This is a genomic window from Streptomyces cylindrosporus (genome assembly GCF_022698165.1).
Lineage (GTDB): Bacteria > Actinomycetota > Actinomycetes > Streptomycetales > Streptomycetaceae > Streptomyces > Streptomyces cylindrosporus.
In genome coordinates this window covers 521413-540325 of sequence record NZ_JALDAY010000008.1, presented here as the reverse complement: position 1 = coordinate 540325, position 18913 = coordinate 521413, and the positions used below count along the sequence as shown (strand labels likewise).

Annotated in this window: 20 protein-coding genes, 1 tRNA gene and 1 pseudogene; 9 read left to right on the top strand and 13 right to left on the bottom strand. The window is 70.0% G+C overall.

Features of this window, described 5'->3' with window-relative positions; genetic code table 11:
* Window positions 1–47: 47 nt before the first annotated feature.
* Entirely contained in the window at window positions 48–1481 is a 1434-nt protein-coding gene (locus tag MQP27_RS28140; RefSeq protein WP_242768700.1) for an FG-GAP-like repeat-containing protein, read from the top strand.
* Window positions 1482–1557: 76 nt separating this feature from the next.
* A complete protein-coding gene (locus tag MQP27_RS28135) occupies window positions 1558–2535 on the top strand; it encodes a Yip1 family protein (protein ID WP_242768699.1) in 978 nt (325 codons plus the stop codon).
* Between the two features lie 46 nt (window positions 2536–2581).
* On the opposite strand, the gene MQP27_RS28130 is transcribed toward MQP27_RS28135, so the two are convergent.
* The 3 genes from MQP27_RS28130 to MQP27_RS28120 all read right to left on the bottom strand — a co-directional run bounded on the left by MQP27_RS28130 (window position 2582) and on the right by MQP27_RS28120 (window position 3934).
* On the bottom strand, window positions 2582–3091 hold the full coding sequence (locus MQP27_RS28130; protein ID WP_242768698.1) for a phosphoribosyltransferase: 510 nt from the start codon (window positions 3089–3091) through the stop codon (window positions 2582–2584).
* A 5-nt stretch (window positions 3092–3096) separates the two neighbouring features.
* Complete coding sequence (dcd, locus tag MQP27_RS28125; protein ID WP_242768697.1) at window positions 3097–3672, bottom strand: dCTP deaminase; 576 nt, start codon at window positions 3670–3672, stop codon at window positions 3097–3099.
* 94 nt (window positions 3673–3766) lie between these two features.
* Window positions 3767–3934, bottom strand: coding sequence for a hypothetical protein (locus MQP27_RS28120; protein WP_242768696.1), 168 nt, complete (start codon window positions 3932–3934; stop codon window positions 3767–3769).
* A 263-nt stretch (window positions 3935–4197) separates the two neighbouring features.
* Between MQP27_RS28120 and MQP27_RS28115 the strand changes: the two genes are divergently transcribed.
* A tRNA-Gly gene (locus MQP27_RS28115) sits at window positions 4198–4268 on the top strand.
* An 88-nt stretch (window positions 4269–4356) separates the two neighbouring features.
* Here MQP27_RS28115 and MQP27_RS28110 read toward each other — a convergent pair.
* Window positions 4357–4710, bottom strand: coding sequence for a hypothetical protein (locus MQP27_RS28110; protein WP_372511330.1), 354 nt, complete (start codon window positions 4708–4710; stop codon window positions 4357–4359).
* Between the two features lie 41 nt (window positions 4711–4751).
* Window positions 4752–5405: a nuclear transport factor 2 family protein gene (locus tag MQP27_RS28105; protein WP_242768695.1), complete on the bottom strand. Its 654-nt coding sequence runs from the start codon at window positions 5403–5405 to the stop codon at window positions 4752–4754.
* 236 nt (window positions 5406–5641) lie between these two features.
* Between MQP27_RS28105 and MQP27_RS28100 the strand changes: the two genes are divergently transcribed.
* On the top strand, window positions 5642–6277 hold the full coding sequence (locus MQP27_RS28100) for a TetR/AcrR family transcriptional regulator (RefSeq protein ID WP_242768694.1): 636 nt from the start codon (window positions 5642–5644) through the stop codon (window positions 6275–6277).
* A 70-nt stretch (window positions 6278–6347) separates the two neighbouring features.
* Here the strand turns inward: MQP27_RS28100 and MQP27_RS28095 are convergent.
* Together MQP27_RS28095 and MQP27_RS28090 are read right to left on the bottom strand one after the other, a co-directional pair.
* Window positions 6348–7046 (bottom strand): annotated as a pseudogene (locus MQP27_RS28095) (hypothetical protein); the annotation flags it as partial.
* 205 nt (window positions 7047–7251) lie between these two features.
* On the bottom strand, window positions 7252–8322 hold the full coding sequence (locus MQP27_RS28090) for a YhgE/Pip domain-containing protein (protein ID WP_242768693.1): 1071 nt from the start codon (window positions 8320–8322) through the stop codon (window positions 7252–7254).
* Window positions 8323–8537: 215 nt separating this feature from the next.
* Between MQP27_RS28090 and MQP27_RS28085 the strand changes: the two genes are divergently transcribed.
* Window positions 8538–9578 carry an Lrp/AsnC family transcriptional regulator gene (locus tag MQP27_RS28085; protein WP_242768692.1) on the top strand — a complete coding sequence of 347 codons (1041 nt, stop codon included), beginning with the start codon at window positions 8538–8540 and terminating at the stop codon, window positions 9576–9578.
* A 30-nt stretch (window positions 9579–9608) separates the two neighbouring features.
* Here the strand turns inward: MQP27_RS28085 and MQP27_RS51440 are convergent, their stop codons facing one another.
* Window positions 9609–10439, bottom strand: coding sequence for a MurR/RpiR family transcriptional regulator (locus tag MQP27_RS51440; protein WP_242768691.1), 831 nt, complete (start codon window positions 10437–10439; stop codon window positions 9609–9611).
* A 31-nt stretch (window positions 10440–10470) separates the two neighbouring features.
* Window positions 10471–10773, bottom strand: coding sequence for a putative quinol monooxygenase (locus tag MQP27_RS28075; RefSeq protein WP_242768690.1), 303 nt, complete (start codon window positions 10771–10773; stop codon window positions 10471–10473).
* A 110-nt stretch (window positions 10774–10883) separates the two neighbouring features.
* Between MQP27_RS28075 and MQP27_RS51060 the strand changes: the two genes are divergently transcribed.
* Window positions 10884–11018, top strand: a complete 135-nt coding sequence (locus tag MQP27_RS51060; protein ID WP_278196581.1) for a hypothetical protein — start codon at window positions 10884–10886, stop codon at window positions 11016–11018.
* Entirely contained in the window at window positions 11015–12250 is a 1236-nt protein-coding gene (locus MQP27_RS28070) for a metal-dependent hydrolase family protein (protein ID WP_242768689.1), read from the top strand. The genes MQP27_RS51060 and MQP27_RS28070 overlap by 4 nt, the downstream gene beginning before the upstream one ends.
* Window positions 12251–12953: 703 nt before the next feature.
* Here MQP27_RS28070 and MQP27_RS28065 read toward each other — a convergent pair.
* The 4 genes from MQP27_RS28065 to MQP27_RS28050 form a co-directional block, all read right to left on the bottom strand.
* Window positions 12954–13691, bottom strand: a complete 738-nt coding sequence (locus MQP27_RS28065; protein ID WP_308290002.1) for an aspartate/glutamate racemase family protein — start codon at window positions 13689–13691, stop codon at window positions 12954–12956.
* On the bottom strand, window positions 13688–14683 hold the full coding sequence (locus MQP27_RS28060) for an ornithine cyclodeaminase family protein (protein WP_242768688.1): 996 nt from the start codon (window positions 14681–14683) through the stop codon (window positions 13688–13690). Before MQP27_RS28060 ends, MQP27_RS28065 begins: the two co-directional genes overlap by 4 nt.
* Window positions 14680–15585, bottom strand: a complete 906-nt coding sequence (locus MQP27_RS28055; protein WP_242768687.1) for an ABC transporter substrate-binding protein — start codon at window positions 15583–15585, stop codon at window positions 14680–14682. Before MQP27_RS28055 ends, MQP27_RS28060 begins: the two co-directional genes overlap by 4 nt.
* Window positions 15586–15655: 70 nt before the next feature.
* Window positions 15656–17104, bottom strand: a complete 1449-nt coding sequence (locus MQP27_RS28050; RefSeq protein WP_242768686.1) for an MFS transporter — start codon at window positions 17102–17104, stop codon at window positions 15656–15658.
* Window positions 17105–17467: 363 nt separating this feature from the next.
* Here MQP27_RS28050 and MQP27_RS28045 point away from each other — a divergent pair, with 363 nt between their 5' ends.
* Complete coding sequence (locus MQP27_RS28045) at window positions 17468–18163, top strand: GntR family transcriptional regulator (RefSeq protein ID WP_242768685.1); 696 nt, start codon at window positions 17468–17470, stop codon at window positions 18161–18163.
* Window positions 18160–18900 carry an alpha/beta fold hydrolase gene (locus MQP27_RS28040; protein ID WP_242768684.1) on the top strand — a complete coding sequence of 247 codons (741 nt, stop codon included), beginning with the start codon at window positions 18160–18162 and terminating at the stop codon, window positions 18898–18900. The genes MQP27_RS28045 and MQP27_RS28040 overlap by 4 nt, the downstream gene beginning before the upstream one ends.
* Window positions 18901–18913: the final 13 nt, after the last annotated feature.

The window sequence follows — 18913 nt, the reverse complement described above, 5'->3', positions numbered from 1 at the left end:
GACCCGGCCCCGCCTTCCCCTCCCCTCCCCCTCCCGGAGCCTCCACCTTGCGCAGACACGCTCTCCTGGCCGCCACTCTCACCACCGGCCTGCTCACCGCCCTGCCCGTGACCACGGCCTCCGCCGCCCCCTCGCACCTGCCCGGCGACTTCAACGGCGACGGCTACCGCGACCTGGCCGTCTCGGCCCCGCTGGCCGCGGCCGGCTCCGCCGACCACGCCGGCGCCGTGCTCATCGCCTACGGCTCCGCGAGCGGGCCGAAGGCGGCGGGCTCCAAGGTGATCTCGCAGAGTACGAGCGGGATCCCCGGCACCTCCGAGTCCGCCGACAACTTCGGCGCCACCACCGCGACGGGCGACTTCAACAGCGACGGCTACGCGGACCTCGCCGTCGGCACCCCGAACGAGTCCACGACCACCGGCTCCCTCGCCGGCGCGGTCACCGTCCTGTGGGGCTCCAAGTCCGGCCTGTCCGGCGGTACTTCGCTCACCCCGCCGACCGCGGACAAGCCGAAGTACTTCGGCCGGACGCTCGCCGCAGGCGACTTCAACGGCGACGGCCGCACCGACCTCGCCGTCGGCGCGGCCAACTACAACGGCATCTCCGTCTACCTCGGCGGCACCGGCAAGGGCGCCACCCTGTCCGGCCGCACCGGCTTCACCCCGGGCATCCTGACCCAGGGCACGGGCATCCGCAGCCTGACCGCCGGCGACATCAACGGCGACGGCACGGACGACCTCGTGGTCGGCGGCGACACCAGCCCCAAGACCGACCGGCAGCTGGTCTACCTGTCCCCGGGCGGCTCCGCGCGGACCTACGCCGGCGAGGCCGCCCAGGGTGACTCCGCCGCGGTCGGCGACGTCGACGGCGACGGTTACGACGACATCGTCACCGGCCTGTACGGAGACGTGCGCGCCGACCAGACCAACTCCCGGCTCGGCGGCAGCGTCACCCTGACCTACGGCTCCGCGAAGGGCCCGGACACCTCCCGCGCCCCCGTCACCATCAGCCAGAACACGCCCGGCGTGCCCGGCGCGGGCGAGGCCGGCGACTGGTTCGGCGACTCGGTGGCGCTCGGCGACATCAACGGCGACGGCCGCGCCGACCTCGCCGTCGGCGCCCAGCACGAGGGGATCGGCAGCGCGACCGACGCCGGTACGGTGACCATCGTCCCGGCGAGTTCGAAGGGGCTGTCGCCCGCGACGTCGTACAGCTACAGCCAGAACACCGCGGGCGTGCCGGGCACGGCCGAGACCGCCGACGAGTTCGGCACCGCGGTCCGCCTGGTCGACACCAACCGCGACGGCAGGGCCGACCTCGCCGTCGGCGCCCCGGGCGAGAACGCCGGCGACGGCACCCTGCTGTTCCTCCGGGGCACCTCGACCCGGCTGACCACCAAGGGCCTGGTGAGCTACGGCGCGGGCTCGGTGGGCCTGGGCACCCACCCCCAGCCGGAACTGGGCTCGCCCATCACCGGCTGACAACCGCCGACGACCGCTGACAACCCCCGGGGCCCCTGAGAGAACCCCGCAGATCCCGCCGAGGGGCCCCTAGGGGATGTCACAGCTCGGCAGCAAAGGCGGGCCCGAACCGCCGGGCCCGGCACGTCACTCTCCGGGACCAGGTACGTTCGAAGGCGTGGCTGGATTCAGGATCGGACGCGGCGGCCGGAACAACGGCGCTCCGCAAACGCGACCGCAACACCCCCCGTACGGACAGCAGACGCCGCAGGGCCCGTCGTACGGCTACCCGCCGGCGCCGCAGCCCGGGCCGCAGCAGTACGGCGGCGGGAACGGCAACGCCTACGGGGAGCCGCCCTACGGGGAGCCGGAGTACTTCGGCGACGGCGGCGGCTACGCCCCGCAGGGCGGGCCGGACCCGTACGCGGCGAACAACCCGGGCCACACGCAGGCGTTCTCGGTCGGCGAGGACCCGTACAGCCAGGGCGGTACGTACCGCGCGGGCTCGGCGCAGCCGCCGTCCGGCCCGATCGGCCCGCGCCTGCACTGGAAGGACCTGCTCCGGGGCATCGTGCTGTCCCCCAGCCAGACGTTCCTGCAGATGCGGGACTACACGATGTGGGGCCCCGCCCTCCTCGTCACCTTCCTCTACGGCCTGCTCGCGGTCTTCGGCTTCGACGGCGCCCGCTCGGACGCGATCAACGCCACACTGTCGAACGCGGTGCCGATCGTCCTGACGACGGCCGTGGCCATGGTGGTCTCGTCCTTCATCCTCGGCGTGGTCACCCACACCCTGGCCCGCCAGCTGGGCGGCGACGGGGCCTGGCAGCCCACGGTCGGCCTCTCCATGCTGATCATGTCCCTCACGGACGCCCCCCGCCTGGTCTTCGCGATGTTCTTCGGCGGCGACGCGACCTTCGTCCAGCTGCTGGGCTGGGCGACGTGGGTGGCGGCGGGCGCGCTGCTGACCCTGATGGTCTCCAAGTCCCACGACCTGCCCTGGCCGAAGGCGCTGGGCGCGTCGGCGCTCCAGCTGATCGCGCTGCTGTCGATCGTGAAGCTGGGCACGTTCTAGCCGTTCCAGCAGTCTTCGGGGCCGTCCGTCACTGGTGACGGACGGCTCAGAGCGCTTCCTTGTTCACCTTGACCGCTTCCCCCGACCTGCTCACGGGCGGAAGCACGCTCCACGGGAAGTTGATCCACTCATCGGTTCGCTTCCACACGTACTCGCACTTCACCAGCGAGTGCGACTTCTCGTAGATGACGGCCGAGCGCACCTCGGCGACGGTGTCGAGGCAGAAGTCGCGGACGAGTTTGAGGGTCTTGCCCGTGTCGGCGACGTCGTCGGTGATGAGCACCTTCTTGTCGGAGAAGTCGATGACGTTCGGGACGGGCGCGAGCATGACGGGCATCTCGAGAGTCGTGCCCACCCCCGTGTAGAACTCCACGTTCACGAGGTGGATGTTCTTGCAGTCGAGGGCGTAGGCGAGCCCGCCGGCCACGAAGACGCCGCCGCGGGCGATGCTGAGCACGATGTCCGGCTCGAAGCCGTCGTCGGCGATGGTCTGCGCGAGCTCGCGCACGGCCGTGCCGAAGGCCTCGTACGTGAGGTTCTCGCGGACGCCGCTCATGGCCGTCACACCTGCGTCCGGTGGAAGTTGAGGAAGGACCGGGAGGCGGTGGGGCCGCGCTGCCCCTGGTAGCGGGAGCCGTAGCGCTCGCTGCCGTACGGGAACTCGGCGGGCGAGGAGAGCCGGAACATGCACAGCTGCCCGATCTTCATGCCGGGCCACAGCTTGATGGGGAGGGTGGCGAGGTTGGAGAGCTCCAGGGTCACGTGACCGCTGAAGCCGGGGTCGATGAACCCGGCCGTGGAGTGGGTGACGAGCCCGAGCCGCCCGAGGGAGGACTTGCCTTCGAGACGCGAGGCCAGATCATCGGGGAGCGTGATGACCTCGTACGTGGACGCCAGCACGAACTCACCCGGGTGGAGGATGAAGGGCTCGTCGCCCTCCGGCTCCACGAGCCGCGTGAGATCGGCCTGCTCGACGCTGGGGTCGATGTGCGGGTACCGGTGGTTCTCGAACACCCGGAAGTACCGGTCCAGCCGGACGTCGACGCTCGACGGCTGCACCATGGTTTCGTCGAAGGGATCGATCCGTACCCGCCCGGCGTCGATCTCGGCCCGGATGTCCTTGTCTGAGAGAAGCACGCCCCGAGGATACGCAAGGCGCGCGGAGGGACGACAATCGCCCGTTCCGCGCGCCTTGCTACGTACGGCCGTTTTGTACGACCGCTACCGCCCGCTACTGCTTCTCAAGGCCGACCGGCACGACACTGCGCAGCCGGGCACAGCGTGGACACCGCACCAGCCGGCCGGGGCCGAGCCGCTCGGCCTGCTGCATCGGGAACGAAGCGGTGCTGAACACGTGCCCATCGGCACAACGGACGACGGTGCGCTCCATCAAGTCCATGAGTCCCTTCCCCAAGAGCCCCGTCCGGCTGCTCTCCAGCGGACGACAAATGCCACATTACGGGATCAAAGGAACGACTCTCCAGGCGGCACTCCGACCTCACCCGGACCCTCTCCCACCCCTCCACCGTACGCCCCAACTCCCGGCCCCCGCAGCCCCATCGGCCCCCACAAACGCATTCGGACCCCACGGCTTCAGCGCCGGGGGCCCGGTATGAGGTAAGGTGACGATGCGTTCCGACGCCGGTCCCGACCGGCGTCTACGCGGGTGTAGTTTAATGGTAGAACATCAGCTTCCCAAGCTGAGAGCGCGAGTTCGATTCTCGTCACCCGCTCTTTCTGAAGCCCCAGGTCAGTGACCTGGGGCTTGTTTGTTGTCTAGTCCAATTTGTGGGTGGCTTGCCCTAGTCCTGTGACCTGAAGTCACATACGCAAAGCGCCACTTGGAAGCCCTCGACAGCACCGGCGCGCCTGTACCGATCGGTGGCGACGCCCGATGTCGTTCATGTCGGAGGTAAGGATCGTCACCCGGCCCGGATGCTGAAGCGCAGTCGCGCACAGCATTGCGTCGATGGCGTGCTTGTGGCCGTGCAGCCCCGCCGAGCGCAGCAGCACGGCACCGGCCTGCGCAACGCCTTGAGTGACCGGCTCGGCCCCAAGACGGGAGAGGGTCCATTTCAGCGCCGACAGCCACTCGTGGACCTCGCGGTCCCTCTGCACTGCTGGGACAGCTTGGTGTTGACGGGGGTGGGGCGGCCCGGCACGAGCAGAGACCAACGGATCAGCCTCCCCTTGAGACCCCGGAGTCAGGATCCGACTCAGTGCTTGTCGACCGCCGAGGCCCAGTCGAAGTTCACGCCCATCTGGGCGTACATGGTCGAGTACCCGACGAAGCAGTCGAACTTCTCGACCTTGCCGTCGTGCAGGTACCAGAAGTCGGCGGTCGGTACGTCGACCCTCGCGCCGTTCGGCTTGACGGTGCCCGCCGGCGACTGCAGCGGTCCCTCGAACGTGCCCTGGATCGACAGCTCGATGCTGACCACGTCGTCGTTCACGGTGATGCGCTTGAGCTCCCGGTGAACGTCGGGAAAGAGGCCGACCATGTAGCGCGGGACATCACCGAGCGCCTCGCCCCGGTAGGCCACGCCGGGGACCATGTCGTTGAAGACGCCGTCCTTGGCGAAGCTGTCCTCGAACGCATCGGCGTCCAGGGTCTTGCCCTCCGCCACGTAGTAGTCGCGCAGGACGACTGCGAGGTTGGCCCTCTCGTGCTTGGTCAGGTGGCGGTTCGTCAGCGGCAGCTTCGCGAGCTCGCGGTCGGTGAGGGTCGTGTGGACCGCTGCGCCGGTGTGGCCCGTCGCACTGCTGTGGGTCGGGGTCGCGGCCTGTGTCGGCGCGGCGGCGATGGAGAGACCGCCCAGGACGGCTATCGCGGCCGTGGCGGTGATCGACTTCCGGCTGATCAGCTTCATGTCGTATTCCTCCAGGTTGGTTCTCAGGACCGAGATCCGTCGCCGTCACGACGACCTCGAACGCCCTTAGTAAATCAAACGCTCGCTTGACTTTATGAACGCCGATGCAGACTGTCAAGCAGCTGTTTAAATTCCTTGGCCGTCAGTCAGGAGACACCCGCCACGTGATACGGGGCGACGGCCCGGGTAGTGGCAGTCATTGACAGTGAATTCAATCATATGCTTTAATACATGCCATGATTCGGGCGGAGAAGACGGACCTGCGCCGGGAGGCCGGTCAGCGCACGCGGGACAGCCTGGAGGCGGCCGCCCTGGAGCTGCTCGCGCAACGAGGCCAGGAGGGCGTCACGGTCCGCGAGATCACAGATCGGGCCGGAGCCAACGTCGCCGCGGTGAGCTACCACTTCGGGTCGCTGAAGGCATTGTGCGACTCGGCGATAGAGCACGCCTTGGAACGGTATCTGGACGCGCAGATCCTGGCACTCGGCTCGCTCGGCTCCACCCCGACACTCCAGGAGGTGGCGACAGCCTTCGCCCGGCCGATGATCCGCGCACTGGCGGCCGGTGGCCAGGACCTGGCCATGATGCGGACTGTGGCGCGCGTCGGCATCGACCCACCCCAGGGCTGGGAGCGGCTGAACGGCAAGTTCGACCAGAACCGCCGGGAGGCCCTCCGGGTACTGACGGCGAACCTTCCCGAAGTCGGCGAACAGGAACTGATCTTCCGTACGCGATGTGCAGCCGGTCTGCTGAACTGGCTCGCGCTGGCGCCCATCGGTGCCGAGCTGGCCGCCATGCCTGCCGAACAGATCGAACGGCAACTGGTCCCCGTCGTGGCCGGAGCGTTCCGAGGGGACGCCGCCGACCGCTGACCAGCCCCTTGAACGCCCTGTGTGCCAAGGCAATCAGCCGGTCCGGAACCCAGTAACCGCCACCACCTGCTCACGCACACGGCGGGGGGCCGACCGAAGTACGACCCTCGGCCGAGTCTGCGACATCGCTTGCGCCTCCGTACTCGACGACATCGCTTTGTTCCCGCGCCATCCGCTCGTGCGGCCCCGGCAGAGGATGGATCTGTGAGGCATGGCCGACCGGGCCGTCGGCGCCCCGTCCAGGTGCCGCGCGGCTGTCGGTAGAGGTGGCTGGTCAGGTCGACGTCGGGAACAGCCACGCCGTGGGTGGCTGGCGGACGGCGATGCCGTTGGCGGTGTCGACGAGGGCGAGGGACGGGGCGGTGCGACCGGGCGGAGCTCGACGGAGTTGATGTAGCCGCCGGGCCAGATGTCGGTCGCCGGCCATGGGGCAGGCACGGGCCCACAGCACAGGAAGACCGGAGATCCGGGCGACCGCTTCGAGCAACTCGGTGGTCCGCCCGGACGGATGGCCTCCACCTCGATCTCGCACTCGTCGAGGGCGAGGCGGCCCAGGATGTCGTAGCCGATCAGCCGATCCGGGACAGCGGGAGACCGTTGTCCGGGCCCGCTGCCCGGTACCGGTCGAGGCATGAACCACGAGCCCGGCCAGCGGGCTGAAGTGCTGCTCGTCCGCCGCCCATGCCCCGCTCGCATGGGGCGTCGGCTTGTAGCGGCGGTCGTCGACGGCCTCGAAGTAGCTGCCCCGGGGTGTTGTGGAGTCGGATAACGGACGTTCTCGAAGGGGACCGCGCGGGGGGTGAGTGTGATGCTGAGGACAGTTGCCGGTACGGCGATGAGGTACGAGGTGCCGGCCACCGACGCCCCGGTCGGCCGACGTGCGCGCCGGGGTGCTCGCCGTACGGTCCGAGTGGGCGGCGGCGCAGCACGGCTCGCGTCCTACCCATCCGCCTGACTGCCGGGCCGGAGGCCGGTCATGCGTCCTCGAGTCGCTGACGGCGACGCAGGTGCAGGGCGGATGCGGCAACAGCCACCGCGGTGCCCAGAACCGCGTAGCCGGCGAGCACCCACAGGGGCTGGGCGATGGCGTTGGCGGAGAAGTAGACCGTGTTGCGTACGGCGGTGGTGCCGGCGCCCGGCGGGAGCCACTGGCCGATCGCCGCCCAGAACGGCGGCAGCAGGACGGAGGGATAGGCGCCCCCGGCACTGGGGTTGCCCAGCACGACGAAGAGGAGGACGGTCACCCCGACGCCGATGACGCCCCACAGCACCTGGAAGGCGACGGTGGTGGCGGCCGAGGCGAAGACGATCAGCGCGCCCAGCGCCCACAACTGGGCGAAGTGCCCCTGCAGAGCGCCCAGGAGGGGATCGGCGATGATCGCCCCGCCCAGACCCGAGGCGATCGCGTAGAGGGCGAGGGAACCCAGTCGGATGACGGTCCGGTGGAGGTTGGCCGGGCGGGCACCGCCGGCCATGCCGAGGATCGTGGCGGCCATGTAGCCACCGACCATCCAGCCCATGACGAGGTAGAAGGAGGACATGCCGCGTCCGTCGCTGTCGGCGGGCGGGCGGATGTCGGTGATCGTCACCTGGCGGTGGCGGTCCGTCTCGATGGTCTGGGCGATCTGCTGGCCCGTGGAGGAGACGGCGGGACCGCCTGCCGAGGCCACCAGCAGGGTGTCGGTGGTGCCCTTCGGGTCGATGAGGATCGCCGCGTCGACGGTGCGGTCGAGGATGAGGGCGCGGGCCTGCTTCTCGGTGGCTGCGGCGCGGGCGTCGAGGGGGTCGTTCTCCAGGGCGTTGAGCTGTTTGACGACCTCGCCCGACACCTCTGCGGGAGCGACGACCGCGACGGGAATGTGGTGGGGCTTGGGCGCGTGGAAGGCGCCGATGTAGGACAGGACGAAGCCCAGCTGGAGGGCGAAGACACCGACGATCAGCAGGATGCCGCGCAGGCTGAGGGCATCGCGGAGTTCGGCGGTGAAGCCCCGTGGTGCGGGGGCGGAAGGCGGGTCCTGGGCGGGGTTCGCAGGGGAGGAAGTCACGGTCGGGTCTTTCGTTGCTCGATGGTGCGGTATGTCCCAGGGAGCGGGACCGGAGGCGGCGGGAGCCGGCCGTACAGGAAGGCCCGGGGCCGGTACGGAAGTCCCCTTGCGGACCAGGTGGACGACAGACCCCGGTCGTCGGCATTGCCACTACGCTCCTGCTTGTGAGCGAGAGACCCGGGAAATCACAGGAAAGCCTCACGACGAAGCCGTCGGTGCCGGATTCCGACACCCAGGACGCCCATCACGGCTTCTCCGAGCTGGATCTGGCTCTCCTGGACGCGCTCCAGACCTCACCCCGTGCGCCCTGGTCACGGATCGGCCGCGCGCTGGGCGTGGACGCGACCACCGCGGCCCGGCGCTGGGAGCGCCTGCGTGAATCCGGACTGGCCTGGATCACTGCTCACGACGCCGCGAAGACCGCCACGGTCGCCTATGTGGAGGTGCGGTGCCGACCGGGATCCCTGGCGTCCGTCAGCGCCGCCGCCGCCCGGCTGCCCTGGGTGTTCAACGTCGACGAGACCGCCGGCGACTTCGATCTGTTCCTCGGGGTGGTGGCCGCCGATCTGCCCGCGCTCGGCCGTTCGGTGCACGAGACGATCGGCGGGCTGAACGGGGTCCGCGGTCTCCGCACCCGGCTGGCCATCACCCAGTACGGGGAGGGCAGCGACTGGCGGATCCGGGCGCTGGAACCCGCCGACCGCGCCACCCTGTCCGAACCGCGGGCGCCGACCCGGGCCGTATTCACCACCGACATGCACGACCGCCCGGCACCCGAGGACCAGGCCCTGCTGTCCGCGCTGGGCGACGACGGCAGACTCGGCTACACCGAACTGGCCGCCGTGACGGGCATGAGCGAGCACACCGCCCGCCGACGGCTCCAGCGCATGCTGCGCGAGGGCGAGATCACCCTCCGCTGCGACCTGGCCCGCCCCCTCGCCGGTCTGCCGACCGCGATGATCTACCGCGCCTCGGTCCCCCACTCCCGGCGCGAGGCGACCGGCAACGCCCTGGCCCGTGTGAAGCAGGTGCGCACGTGTGTCTCCGTGAGCGGCCCGCACAACCTGCTCGTCATGGTGTGGCTCCACGGACTCGCCGCCGTCGACCCGTTCGAGGCGCTGCTCGCCGACCGCTTCCCGGAGCTGGAGGTGCGGGACCGGACCGTCGTACTCAACTCCGCCAAGCGCATGGACCGGCTGCTCGACCTTCAGGGCCGGTCCGCGGGCCGCGTGCCCTTCGCGCTGCCGCCGCCGTGATCGGTGGGGCGGGCACGGCGGACCGGCCGTTCAGGGCTGGTCGTCCATCAGGTCGAGTTCCTCCCACATCTGCTGGATGTGGCCTGATGAGCGGATGGCGTCATCATCGCTCAGTTCGCTGAGGACGGCTTGGACGGTGGCCACCATGGCGGTCAGGGACGGGCCTCCGTGGATGCCTTCGACGGGAGTGACGATCAGATGGTCGGCGTCCTCGGCGAGAGGCGAGGAGCGCAGGTCGGTGAGGACGATGACGGTGGCGCCGCGCTGGTGGGCGAGGCGGGTGAGGGCGCGCAGGGTCCGGGTCAGGCGCCAGACGTTGACGGCGATGAGGCAGTCGCCCTCTTCCAGGCGGGCCACCTGGACGGCCTGGGTGGTGGGGGAGCCGAGGGCGAGCTGGATGTCGTGGCCGGCAATGGTCCCCAGGTAGCTGAGGATGTGAGCGGGGCCCGCGCCGCTGCCGGAGCTGATGACGAGGGTGCGCCGGGCGGCCTTGACGGCCCGCGCGGTGGCGCGGATGGCGTCCAGCGTCTCGGGGGCGGCGAGCGCGTTGATGTTGTGGGCGTCCTGGCGCAGGGTCTGCGCCGCGGGGTCGGCTGCCGGGCCGGGGGTGAGGTCTCCCGAGGAGACCGAGGTGAGGAAGCGGGCCCGCAGCTCTTCGCGCAGCTGGGGCCAGCCGTCGAAGCCGAGTTGCTGGGCGGTGCGGACCACGGTGGAGACGTTGACCCCGGCGCGTTCGGCGACCTCGCGGGCCGAGGAGTAGCTGGCGAACTGGGGTGCACGGGCCAGGACATGGATGACGCGCCCGGCCTGCGGGCCGAGCGTCCCAGCGGTTCGGTCGGTGAGCCATGCCTCGATGGTCACTGCGCCGGTTCTCCTTGCAGGCCGGGCGGGTTCACCGCGTGACGTGATGGTGGGCGACGCGGAATACGCGGGTGCTCGCGGCGTCGGCCGAGTCGAAGAAGGGTGCCATGCCGCGGGCGAATTCCAGGCGCCGGGGCGAATTCTGCCAGGCGGCACGGGCGTCGTCGTCGGCCCACAGGGCGGTGACGACGACGGTGTCCGGGTCGTCCTCGGGGACCAGGACCTGCGAGGCGATTGCGCCGGACGCTTCGAGGATGCCGGCCGAGCGGTAGTACGCGATCAGTTCGTCCCGGCGCCCGGGCGCGGGGCGGAGGGACAGTGCGGTGAACGTCATGCACCAACTATTGCACGAATACTTCATATGCACTTAACGTTGCACACCTGTACGGCGTCGCCGACCGCCGCTGGACCCGCTCGGCCGCCGCGATCGGCCGTCCGGGGGTCATGTCCGCCCCCATCCCCATCGGTTGCCTGTACGACGGCGTCGGCTCCACCAATGTCCTTCTCGTGCTGGTCACCGCCCTCGGCGAGAAAGCCTCCGGCAGCAGCCCGGAACAACTGGAAGGGACCCCCGCATGACCGCCCACGCCGCCGCCCGCCTGCTGATCACCAACGCCCGTCTGCTGCACCCCGAGAGCGGCGAACTGACCGACGCCTCATGGCTGGAGGTCGCCGACGGCCGCATCGCCGGCCACGGCACCGGACGCCCGCCCGCCGTCCCCGAGGACGTACGGGTCCTGGACGCCGCAGGCGCCACCGTTCTGCCCGGCCTCGTCGACGCCCATGTCCACATCCTGCTGACCACCTTCGACGCGAGGGAGGCGGCCAACTGGACGGCCGGATACGCCACCGTCCGCGCGTTGCGGGAAGCGGAGCGCATGCTGCGGCGCGGGTTCACGACCGTGCGCGACGTCGGCGGCGCCGACCACGGCATGGCCCGGGCGATCGACGAGGGCCTCGCCGTCGGACCGCGGCTGGTGTTCGGCGGCAAGGCCCTGTCCCAGACCGGCGGCCACGGAGACGTCCGCCCGCTCAGTGACGACACCCTGCCCTGTTGCCAGTCCCGCCCCGCCTTCGCCCGCGTCGCCGACGGCGTGGAGGCGGTGCGCGCCGCCGCCCGCGACGAGTTTCGCAAGGGCGCCGCCCACCTGAAGATGCTGATCAGCGGGGGCGTCGCCTCACCCCACGACGAGGTCTCGGCCGTCCAGTACACCGACGAGGAGATCCGTGCCGCCGTCACCGAGGCCGAGAACCACAACCGCTACGTCACTGTGCACGGCTACCACCCCCGCGGCGTCAACCGCGCCCTGCGGGCAGGCGTCCGCTGCGTCGAACACGGCAACCTCCTCGACGACGAGACCATCAGCCTGCTGCTCGAACACGACGCTTTCCTGGTTCCGACGCTGGTCGCCTACGACCAGATGGCGCGGCTGGGCAGGCAGGCCGGCATGGCCGAACAGTCCTACCGAAAGGTCGCCGACGTCCACGAGGCCGGCCTGAGCGCCCTCGAACGCGCCCACAAGGCAGGTGTCAACCTCGTCTACGGCAGCGACCTGCTCGGCCCGCTGCACCCCGCCCAGCTCAAGGAGTTCACCCTGCGCGCCGAGGTCCAGCCCCCGGCCGACATCCTCCGCTCCGCGACCACCACCGCCGCCCGGCTGCTGCGCATGGAGGGCGAGATCGGCACACTCACCGTGGGCGCCCACGCCGACCTGCTCGTCGTCGACGGCAACCCCCTGGACGACATCAGCATCCTCACCCGCCCCGAACAGAACCTGCGCCACGTCGTCAAGGCCGGGACCATCATCTGAACCAGGGGCACGCGACCGGGCTCCGCCCGTTCTGGCAGGCCCTCCACGGCCTGCCAGTAAGGAACTGTGCCCCTGCGACAGCGACCGTTCGGCTCAGCACCCGCTTCCCAGGCTGGACGCCCCTTGACCCGCGAGGAGGGGCTCCTCGCGCCTCCCTGGCAGAGGAGGTCGGCGAGGGAGCGGCCTCGGCGGAGGAGTGTGCACGGGCGAAGCGCCGCCCGGGTCGGCCGAGTGATCGAGCCGAGTCGGGCCGAGAGCCCGTCGAGGCGGCCCTCCGACTGTCGTTCCGCAGTCCTGTGCCCATAGCGTGCCCTTAAGAGCGGTCAACCACGGTCGACAACGGTGCGACCTCGCACTCCCGACCATTGCGCCAGAGTGCATACGGCCAGGTCAGAGGCGCTCCGACTTCGAAAGCGTCGTCGCTTCCCAAGCTGAGAGCGCGAGTTCGATTCTCGTCACCCGCTCTTATTGAAGCCCCAGGTCAGCGGCCTGGGGCTTTTCTGTCGGTGGCCGCGCCGGGCTCATGTTTCGGCCTCCGAGGGACGTCGCCGACCTGCTGTTTCCTTGTGCGAGCCGCATCGGTCACGTCTGTGAGCCCTCAGCTTGTCCGTCCCCTCGGAGGGGACAGAGCGTGGCCGATTTCTCATCAGGTGGTCACGGGTGGTGGGCGTTGCGCTCCCGATCGATTGGGCCCGCGAGGGGTTCACCTGTGGTGTTCGGTGATGTGGGTCGCCGGGGCGCGGCGGGGTTTGGGGAGGGGAGCGGCGTACGTTCCGATCTTGCTGGTGGTGAGGTGGCGTTGGATGAGGGATTCGGCGAGTGAGACCGCGCTGCTGACGCCGTCGACGACCGGGATGCCCAGGCGCTGTGACATGCGGGTGTCGAGTCCTGACATGCCGGCGCAGCCGAGGCAGACGACTTCCGCGCCGGCGGCGATGGCCTGGCGGGCGGAGTCGATGAACGCCTGCTCGGTGGTGATGGGGTCGTGTTCGAGGTCGAGGACGCCAAGGCCGGTGGCGTAGATGCCGGCGCATCGTTGGAGGAGGCCGGCGGTGCGCAGGCTGTCCTCGATCTGGCCCTGGGTGCGGGCCAGTGTCGTGACGACGGCGAAGCGGCGTCCCAGGAGGAGTGCGAACAGTGCGGCGGCTTCGGTGATGTCGATGACGGGGACGTTCAGGAGTTCGCGGGCTCCTTCGCGTCCGTGTTCGCCGAATCCGGCCATGACGACGCCGTCCACCGGTTGGTCCAGGTGCTGGAGGAGGTCCAGGACCGAGGCGGCGCTGAGGAAGCTGTCGTACCAGCCCTCCGCGGAAGGGACGCCCCAGTGGGGTGTGAGCGGCAGGATGCGTGTGCCGGGCCGGACGGCGGCGCGGGCTCCGGCGGCGATGGTCTCGGTCATCGTGGTGCTGGTGTTGCAGTTGACGACGGCGATCGTGGTCACGGTGCCACCTCCGCGGGGAGCCGCCGCTCGGTGCTGAAGCGGTCGGGGATCCGGGTGCGGGCGATGGCCACGGCCGCGTAGGCGAGGTCTTCCAGGGCGATGCCGACGGAGTTGAACAGGGTGATGTCGGAGGGGAGTTGGCGGCCCGGTGTCGTTCCGGCGAGTACGGCGCCGAGTTCGCGGCCGAAGGTCTGCGGGAGCGTGGCGCCCTCCTCGATGGACAGCAGGGCCTCGCCGGACTTGGCGAGCTGGGTGGCGGTGCTGTCGACGACGACGGTGGCGCGGGCCATGCCGGTTGCGTCGATCTCCCGGTGGTCGGGGCGCGGCGGGGCCCCGACGGCGTTGACGTGCAGGCCGGGCCGGAACCACTGTCCGGACACGACGGGGTGCCGGGCGGGGGTGAGAGTGCAGAGGATGTCGGCCGCCTCGGTCACCTGTCGGGGGCCGGGTGCTTCGATCACGTCGAGGAGCCCGTCCACGGCGTGGCGGAAGGCGCGCACGGTGGCGGCGGTGCGGGACCAGACGTGCACGGTGTCGATGCCGCGGACTTCCCGCAGGGCGTGGACGTGTTCGACGGCGAGTCGGCCCGCACCGACCAGGCCCAGCACGCGTGCGTCGGACCGGGCGAGGGCGTCGGTGGCCACCGCGCTGGCCGCGGCGGTGCGCATTCGGGTGCCGATCTCGCCGTCGAGGATGGCGAGGCGTTCGCCGGTACGGGCGTCCAGGACCAGGACGGTGGAGCGTTGGGCGGGCTGTCCGGCGGCCCGGTTGGCGGGGGCGTCCGACATGACCTTGACCACCGAGAGGCCCAGCCGGTGGGAGGTGGCGGTCATCGGCAGGAACTGGGTGTCGCCCGCTCCGGGGAGCGACTGGGGGGCGGGCTGTTCGGCCAGTCCGCGGGCGAGGTCGAGGAAGGCGGCCCGTACGGCGTCGATGAGTTCGGCGCGGCCGACAAGACCGTCGAGGTCCGTGCTGTCGAGGAACACCGTCATCGGTAGTCCGCCATGAAGGTGTCGTCGGCGAGCTGGGCGTAGGTGGGCGCGGTGTTGACCAGGCCGCCGTCCTCCAGGATGCGCATCCAACGGTCGCTGGCGCTCTCGTCGACGGCGACGGTCTGCCACACGGCGCTGTCGGCCAGCTGCTGGTATACCAAGCGCAGGATGCCCTGATCCTTGTCCGGCCACCGGTGCTTGAGGACGGCGTCGACGCTGTGCGGGTCGGCGGTGGGCACTAGTCGCATCGCGGCATCGATCGAGGCCACGAAGGCGGTGACGCGCTCGCGCAGTTCCTCGACGCGGTCGGTGCGGCAGTAGTAGACGCTGTTGGGCATGATGCCGCCGTCATCGAGGTGGCGGAAGACGATCGTGGCGGCTCCGGCGGCTTCGAGTTCGGTGGCGGTGACCAGGTCGGCGATGATGGCGTCGCCGAGGCCCGCGGTGAACAGTTCCACGAGCATCGCGGTGGACAGATCGCGCACGAAGCGGATGTCAGCGGGGTCGACGCCCGCCTCGCGCAGCAGTCCGGCGGTGAACTCGTAGGGGGCGCTGCCGCCGGCTCCGGGCGCCAGGACGGTCCTGCCGCGCAGGTCGGCGAGGGTGAAGCCGACGGCGGCGACGGTGCTACGGAGGGCGATCGCCATCGGGAACTGGTGGTTGAGCTGGCATACGACGCTCAGCTTGCGGTCGCTGCCGGCGTACATGGCCGGCACCCACAGGCCGCCCAGGGCGAGGTCGGCCCGCCCGGAGCCGAGGTCGTCGAGGACACCGGTCCACGGATCGCGGGCGACGGCGGAGACATCGAGACCGGCGTCACGGAAGATGCCTTCCCGGTCGGCGAGGTATTCGGGCAGGTAGTTCAGGCCGTTGGCGGTGGCGGAGACGTTGAGGGACTGCATGGTGGCCTCTCCGGTTTGCGTTGCTGTGCGGGTGATCGGGTACGGCGGTGCGGGTGCCGCGGGTCGGACGTCAGGCGTCGGCGGGTGTGGCCGGTGCGGAGGTCTCGTTGACCTCCTCCAACGTGCGGCCCCGGGTCTCGGGGGCGAACCGGGAGGCGATGACGAGCGCGGCGTACATCACCGCGACCATCCCGAAGACCCCGGCGAGGTCGAACCGGTCGAACAGGGCGATGGCGGCGAACGGCATGACCGCTCCGGCGATGTTGCCGATGCCGTTGACGATGGAGGTTCCGCTGGCCCGGATCGCGGTCGGATACAGCTCCGGCGACCACACGGCCAGCGTGGTGTTCGTGATCATCGTGAAGAACTGGAAGAGCGCGCCGATGACGAGGATGGCCGCGGTCTCCTGGGCGAGAAGCGCGAACGCGACGGCAGTGAGACAGCCGAGGCTGCCGGCCGCGCCGACCACCCACCGCCGGCCGCAACGCCCGGCCAGCAGCGCCGAGGCGCAGGCCCCGAGCAGCGAGCCGACGTTCATGATCATCGTGTAGAGGAGGCTGTCGGACAGGGAGTAGCCGCGCTCGGTCAGCAGGGTCGGCATCAGGAAGTTGAGGGTGACCTGCGCCCCGAACGCCATCCAGGAGGCGGCGCCGATGGTGATCGTCCGGGACAGCACCGAGCGGTGGAAGACGGCGGCCGGTGACGTCTTGAGCCTGCGGGCAGGGATGTCCGCCGCGCTCAGAACGGGCGGAACGGATCCGACGCGCCGCGGGTCGAGCGAGTCCCCGCTCAGTCGCGCCAGGGAATGGTTGGCGTCGTCGACGCGGCCCTGGGACAGCAGGAAGCGCGGTGTCTCCGGCAGACGTCGGCGGTAGGCCACGACGACCAGGGCCGGCAGGGCGAGCAGGACGAACGTCCAGCGCCAGACCAGGTCGTCGCCGCCGAGCGCGGGGGCGACGGGGCCGAGGAGCAGGAGGAACAGGCCGTAGGAGAGGAAGTTGCCGACCCCGCCCGAGCCGATGTTGAGAGTGGCGACGAGCGTTCCGCGGTGGCGGGTCGCGACCATCTCGCACAGCATCGCGATGCCGATCGTGAACTCGCCGCCCAGGCCGATGCCGACGATCAGCCGACTGGCCAGCAGGGTGCCGTAGTCGAAGGCGACGGCGCTGAGCAGCCCGCCCAGGGTGTAGACGAGGAGGTTGACGCTCAGGGACGCGCGGCGGCCGTAGCGGTCGGCGATCCAGCCGCTGGCGAAGCGGCCGATGAGCCCGCCGATGACGGTGGCGGTGTTGATCGCGGTCAGTTCGTTGTCGCCGATGTGCAGGGACGACTTGATGAGGCTGCCCATCGCCCCCACGGAGTTCTGCTCCAGGGTGTCGAAGAACATGCCGGCCAGGATGATCACCAGGGCCCAGAACTGGGCCCGGGTGAAGCCGGCCTCGTCCAGGGCCCGGGCGAGGGTGTTGGTGGCGGGACGTGTCGGGGACGGGGCGGACGCGGATACGGGGGACGCACTCATACGGAACCTGCCAGGAGTCGTTGTCGCGGTTGAGGTCCTTCAGCGAGCAGCGGGGGGTGTCGGTCGCAGACCGTGAGACGTGAGAGGTGACAGGCGCGGGAACAGCACGGTGGGGGCGGGCGTGCGTCTTCGCGCTCTGTGCCGGTGTGGGTGTGTCGCCGTCGACCACCGACGCTTCTGGTATACCAAAGGCCGGATCCAGGGCTACAGGGTTCGCGTGTTAACTCGACGTAAGGGAGAACGCCGAAAGATTTCGTCACGGTAAATGACCAGATCAGACGCCACGATTCGCAACTTTCCCCGAGCGCTCGCCACCCCGCCGGGAGACGTCACTCAAGACAGGTCGGCGCTATCTTGTATGCCATGACGTCAATCGACTCCGACGGACCGGACGGCCGTTCACTGGTCACCAAGGTGTACGAGTACCTGCGGGACGGCATCATCGAAGGCGAACTGCCGCCTGGTACACGGCTGCTGGAACGCGAACTGTCCGAGCGCCTGCAGGTCTCCAGGATCCCGGTCCGCGAGGCCCTTCCCCAACTCGAAGCAGAGGGGCTGATCACGACCCTGCCCCGCCGGGGGTCCGTGGTCACCCAGCTGACCCTGCGCGACATCGACGAACTGTTCAGCATCCGCACGAGCCTCGAAGTCCTCGCCGCCCGCCTGGCCAGCCGACAGGCCCACGCCCATGCGTCGGCGCTGCTCTCGCCCGCCTTCGCCCGCGCCGAACTGGCCACTGCCCAGGGTCGGATGACCGAGATCGCCACCGCCAACGCCGCCTTCCACGAAGCGATCGTGAACCTGTCCGGAAGCCGGCTGCTGATCTCGATGATGGCGCCGATCAGCGCCCGGGTGCGCTGGCTGTTCCGGCTCACCTCCGACCGCGACCCCGGCGTGCTGTGCACCGAACACCGCGAACTGCACGAGGCCATCTGCGCCGGAGACACCGAACTCGCGGCCTCCCTGGCATTCGTCCACGTAGAACGCGGACGCCGCCCTTCCCTCGAATCCCTCAAGGACATCCTGCCGCCCGGCAGCGGCCCCTTCGGCGGCCCATGAAAGCCGGAGCGACGGTGCGATCCGACCCACACGGCCTCCCCATGAAGCAAGTATCCGCGCTGGTCAAAGCCGTACAGCCCGCACGGCGTCTGATCGTCGTCATTCTGTCCATCTCGGGCAGGACCGCGCCCTGGGATCGGCCCGGTTCCGCGGAGCGGCACTCGGTGGAGGTATGTGCGGCGATCCATGAGCGGTGGCTGCTCGGACTCGCCGTCGACCGCGGGGGTCGCCACGCTCAGCGCTGGGCGGAAAAGGTGTCCCGTATCGTGCTGTTCGCCAGCCTCAACCGCGGCATCGAGGTCTCGTTCGCCCGCAGGTGGTGGCTGCCGGTGCACGACCTGCTGTGCAGCTCCGACTTCGTCACCAAGCTGCGGATCTCCTGGATCCGGGAGATCAACAGGCAGGATCATCCGCCGCTCGTCACCCAGTTCCTGGGCACCAATGATGATCTCGTGACCGCCGACGACAGCAAGGACATCGAGGAATTCCCCACCGGCAGACAGGAGTTCATTCGCGACGCCACCCACGCCGAGCCGGCGCGTCCGGACAAGGCCCCCGATCCCGCGGCCGTCCCGGAGATCGGCACGTCAGGGAAACGGGTGGTGATGCTGCTGCACGGCATCCGTGCCTCCAACACGACATGGGTGAAGCAGTTGGAGGACCAGTCAGCCTCGAACGCATCCCCGCGTGCACGGCGAGCAGGTGGAACACATCCGCAACGACCGGGCGGCGCGTGACATACCCGTCGGC

Coding starts and splice junctions, on each gene's coding strand:
- MQP27_RS28055 (WP_242768687.1), bottom strand. CDS start 15,585: ATGCAGTCCCTCAACGTCTCCGCCACCGCCAACGGCCTGAACTACCTG.
- MQP27_RS28100 (WP_242768694.1), top strand. CDS start 5,642: ATGATTCGGGCGGAGAAGACGGACCTGCGCCGGGAGGCCGGTCAGCGC.
- MQP27_RS28135 (WP_242768699.1), top strand. CDS start 1,558: ATGTCACAGCTCGGCAGCAAAGGCGGGCCCGAACCGCCGGGCCCGGCA.
- MQP27_RS28105 (WP_242768695.1), bottom strand. CDS start 5,405: ATGAAGCTGATCAGCCGGAAGTCGATCACCGCCACGGCCGCGATAGCC.
- MQP27_RS28060 (WP_242768688.1), bottom strand. CDS start 14,683: ATGACGGTGTTCCTCGACAGCACGGACCTCGACGGTCTTGTCGGCCGC.
- MQP27_RS28040 (WP_242768684.1), top strand. CDS start 18,160: ATGAAAGCCGGAGCGACGGTGCGATCCGACCCACACGGCCTCCCCATG.
- MQP27_RS28070 (WP_242768689.1), top strand. CDS start 11,015: ATGACCGCCCACGCCGCCGCCCGCCTGCTGATCACCAACGCCCGTCTG.
- MQP27_RS28130 (WP_242768698.1), bottom strand. CDS start 3,091: ATGAGCGGCGTCCGCGAGAACCTCACGTACGAGGCCTTCGGCACGGCC.
- MQP27_RS28120 (WP_242768696.1), bottom strand. CDS start 3,934: ATGGACTTGATGGAGCGCACCGTCGTCCGTTGTGCCGATGGGCACGTG.
- MQP27_RS28075 (WP_242768690.1), bottom strand. CDS start 10,773: ATGACGTTCACCGCACTGTCCCTCCGCCCCGCGCCCGGGCGCCGGGAC.
- MQP27_RS28045 (WP_242768685.1), top strand. CDS start 17,468: ATGACGTCAATCGACTCCGACGGACCGGACGGCCGTTCACTGGTCACC.
- MQP27_RS51060 (WP_278196581.1), top strand. CDS start 10,884: ATGTCCGCCCCCATCCCCATCGGTTGCCTGTACGACGGCGTCGGCTCC.
- MQP27_RS28050 (WP_242768686.1), bottom strand. CDS start 17,104: ATGAGTGCGTCCCCCGTATCCGCGTCCGCCCCGTCCCCGACACGTCCC.